This window comes from Streptomyces sp. NPDC002602 (assembly GCF_042889445.1).
Taxonomy (GTDB): Bacteria; Actinomycetota; Actinomycetes; order Streptomycetales; family Streptomycetaceae; genus Streptomyces.
This window is the reverse complement of sequence record NZ_JBIAQX010000022.1, coordinates 72,898-76,173: the sequence shown is the minus strand read 5'-3', so window position 1 is coordinate 76,173 and position 3,276 is coordinate 72,898. Positions and strand designations below refer to the sequence as shown.

General features: G+C 67.5%; 4 protein-coding genes and 1 pseudogene. 4 read left to right on the top strand and 1 reads right to left on the bottom strand.

Features of this window, described 5'->3' with window-relative positions:
• Positions 1–252 (top strand): annotated as a pseudogene (locus ACFYW3_RS35230) (hypothetical protein); the annotation flags it as partial.
• Between the two features lie 62 nt (positions 253–314).
• Here ACFYW3_RS35230 and ACFYW3_RS35225 read toward each other — a convergent pair.
• Positions 315–1,310 (bottom strand): helix-turn-helix transcriptional regulator, encoded by a 996-nt coding sequence (locus tag ACFYW3_RS35225; protein ID WP_351759654.1) that lies wholly within the window; start codon positions 1,308–1,310, stop codon positions 315–317.
• A gap of 82 nt (positions 1,311–1,392) precedes the next feature.
• On the opposite strand from ACFYW3_RS35225, the gene ACFYW3_RS35220 reads away from it, so the two are divergent.
• The 3 genes from ACFYW3_RS35220 to ACFYW3_RS35210 form a co-directional block, all read left to right on the top strand.
• Positions 1,393–1,683: a hypothetical protein gene (locus tag ACFYW3_RS35220; RefSeq protein WP_351759651.1), complete on the top strand. Its 291-nt coding sequence runs from the start codon at positions 1,393–1,395 to the stop codon at positions 1,681–1,683.
• A gap of 211 nt (positions 1,684–1,894) precedes the next feature.
• Positions 1,895–2,038 carry a hypothetical protein gene (locus tag ACFYW3_RS35215; RefSeq protein ID WP_389388499.1) on the top strand — a complete coding sequence of 48 codons (144 nt, stop codon included), beginning with the start codon at positions 1,895–1,897 and terminating at the stop codon, positions 2,036–2,038.
• 73 nt (positions 2,039–2,111) lie between these two features.
• On the top strand, positions 2,112–3,276 hold a 1,165-nt coding region (locus ACFYW3_RS35210; RefSeq protein WP_389388498.1), incomplete at its 3' end, for a transglycosylase family protein.

Here is a 3,276-nt window from a genome sequence, read left to right as displayed (position 1 = left end):
AACAACGACACCACCACCGGCTCCTGGAACGCCGACCGCAGCAAGCTCGTGGCCGGCGACTTCAACGCCGACGGCAAGGACGACTTGGGCGTCCTCTACAACAACGGTGAGGACCAGCAGGGCAAGAACAACGCCTCGCTGTTCACCTTCAACGGCCGCAACGACGGCGCCTTCGGTGTCCACGGCCCGGCAAAGGCCTGGGACAACAGCACCACCGGTAGCTGGAACTGGTACCGCAGCGACCTCGGCTGACCTTGCACCGCCGCCGATGGCCCTCGCCCCCGCCCGGGTGCGAGGGTCATCGGCACATCGGCTCAACAGGGTTTGGCGGGCAGCCAACCGTGCTGGACCGCTCTGACACCGGCTTCGAACCGACTTCTTGCGCCGAGCCGCTCCATGAGATCGTTCGCGATCCGGCGAGCCGTACGCGCTGAGACACCCAGCCGCTTGGCGATCGTCTCGTCCGTGTGCCCCTCCGACAAAAGGGTGACCGTGGTGGCTTCCTGCGCACTGAGACCGTGGATGTTCCTCACCGGCGCCTCACCGAGAGGTTGGGCCGCGGCCCACACACTCTCGTACAGCGCACACAACGCGGTCAGGGTTCCCTGCCCGGTGAGGACCACAGCGCCGCCGGCGGTGTCATCACTGCTCACCGGGATCACCGCGGTCGAACGGTCCACGATGATCAGACGAGTGGGCAGGGACGCCGCAGTGCGGACCTGGCCGCCCAGCGAGGCGGTCCAGCTCGCGTACTCCACCGTGGGCCTGTGATGACGGACGCTGTCCAGGTAGACCACGCGGGTGCGCACTCCGCGTCCCAGAAGTTCGGCATCCAGGGGTCGGGACGACGAGATGTTGTCCTCCGTCTGAGGACCGCCCGGCGCGAACGTCATGACCTCATGGCGCACGTCCCGGGTCAGGCGGGTAAGGCAGTCTCGGATCTGGTCCAGCCCGATCAACTGCTCGACCCCGGGGCTGGCACTGGCCGGCCGGAGGTCGGCGTACTCGGCGATCAGCTGTGCGGCGACCGCGCGGGAGGTCTCCAGCCGCTGTTGCTGGGCCGCGAGCTCGGCCTGCTGGCGGGCCATCAGGACTTCCATCCCGATGTCCGGCGAGACGGCGCGCAGCCCTCCGCCTTCAGCCGACGGCCTGACCAGGGCGAGTGCGCTGAGGACGTCGAGCCCGTCACGTACCTGTTGTTCCGTTGTTTCGATCCGGGCGGCGATCGCGGCCACGCCGCCTCTCGGATCGGCCAGCATGGCTCGATACACGGCCTCCGCCATCGGATCGAGCCCCAGTGCAGTCAGCATGAAGTTCCCCCCAGGACATGCTCATTCTCCACACGAAAAGATCATGATATGCCTGCGGCGGGGTTGGGTAGAAAGAGGAATCATGTATCTCGTACACGCGCATCTTCGGCCGCCGGCTCGGGGTGCCGAAACCCCTTTCCACCTGCGTGCCCTCGTCTATGAGTCCGCACGGCCCGAGGACGCCGTCGAGCACGTCAGCGTCCATGTCGAAGCGGCGCCTGGTCCGGTACTCGGTCTTTTCGTTCTGGCCGACTCGCTCGCGCAGGCGGAATCGAACGCGGAGGCGGTGTGCGCCCGGCTGCTCAGCGGCCACCCCGAACTGACGGGCTGGACCCTCGTACACGCCCAGGTCCCCCTCCTCGCACTCGACTGACTCGACTGACTCGGCGGATGGACGGAAACGGCAGCGGCCGTTTCCGTCCACCCGCAAGCCCTTCCACCCCTCCTGACCTGCGACGAAAGTAGTTCTTGCCGGAACGGTCACCGATCCGGCAGGCACTTGGACCAGAAGGCGTCACCGCGGGACGCGACCTGTTCAGGACACAAGCCCCACTCGTCGTCAGCTCTCAGGAACGGAAACCCTCGTGATTCGCATGCGCATCCTCCAGGCCGCCGCGGTCCTCTCCCTTGCCGTCGTCGCCCCGCTCTTCGCCGCCGGAGCGGCGGCCGCGGCGCCCATCGGGTCCGTTCTCCCGGTGACGACGCAGAACAACATGGGCTGGCAGTAGCAGCGGCTCAAAGCCCTCCTGGCCTCTCCCGTCCCGGTAGCCCACCGCGGCGCCGCCCAGCACAGGAACTCGTATGCCCTTCTTCGGAAAGCCCGCCGCGCTGATCACCCTCACCGCCGGCCTCAGCCTCTCCCTCTTCGCCACCCCCGCGTCCGCGGCCTCGCTCGCCACCTGGGAGCGGGTGGCCCACTGCGAGAGCACCGACAACTGGAAGATCATCTCCCGTAACGGCCTGTACTACGGCGGCCTGCAGATCAGCAAGCCCACCTGGGACGCCTACGGGGGCAGGCAGTACGCCCCCTACGCCAACCAGGCCACGAAGCAGCAGCAGATCCTCATAGCCGAGAAGATCCTCAGGGGAGCCGGCGAGAAGCAATGGGACTGCGCGGCGGAGGCCGGCCTCACCAATGACGGAATCGACCCCTATCCCAAGCCGACCCCGCCCATCGCCGGGATCTCCGCCCCTGATGCCCGTACGGTCCTCACCGGCACCGCCACACTCACGGCCTCCGTGACCGACCAGGTGGGCACCCCGCTCTCCGCCACCTTCCTGCTCGACGGCAGCGAGGTGGGCACGGTGACCGGAACCGGCCCCACCTACAACCTGCAGGTCGACACCTCCGCGCTCCCCGACGGCCCTCACACCCTGGAAGTCCGTGCGGCGAACGACGCCGGACAGACGGGCCCCCTGTCCTCCAAGGTTTCCGTCTTCACCGCCAACCGAGCCGCCGCCACGCAGACCACCGGCGACTTCAACGGCGATGGCAAGGACGACATCGCCATCCTGTACGGCAACGGACAACAGGCGGACGGCAGCAACCAGACCGCACTGTGGACCCTCTTGAGCAAGGGAACGACGGGATTCGCCGACCCGGTCAAGACCTGGGACAACCTCGCCTCCGGCACGGGCTCCTGGGACTGGAACCGCTCCAAGGTCACCACCGGCGACTTCAACGGCGATGGCCGAACCGACATCGGCGTCCTCTACAACAACGGACAGCAAGCCGGCGGCGTCAACCAAAGCACCCTGTGGACCTTCACCAGCACCGGCGCCGGCTTCGCACCCCCCGTGAAGGCCTGGCAGAGCTCGGAAAGCTGGAACTGGGACCGTTCCAAGCTCACCGCCGGTGACTTCAATGGCGACGGCAAGAGCGACATCGGTGTCCTGTACAACGTGGGGGAGCAGCGGGACGGCTCCCACCAGACGGCGTTGTGGACGTTCACCAGCACCGGTGCCG

What these genes read in the sequence shown, in the direction of transcription:
- ACFYW3_RS35225 (WP_351759654.1), bottom strand. Translation starts at nt 1,310, where the DNA reads ATGCTGACTGCACTGGGGCTCGATCCGATGGCGGAGGCCGTGTATCGA.
- ACFYW3_RS35220 (WP_351759651.1), top strand. Translation starts at nt 1,393, where the DNA reads ATGTATCTCGTACACGCGCATCTTCGGCCGCCGGCTCGGGGTGCCGAA.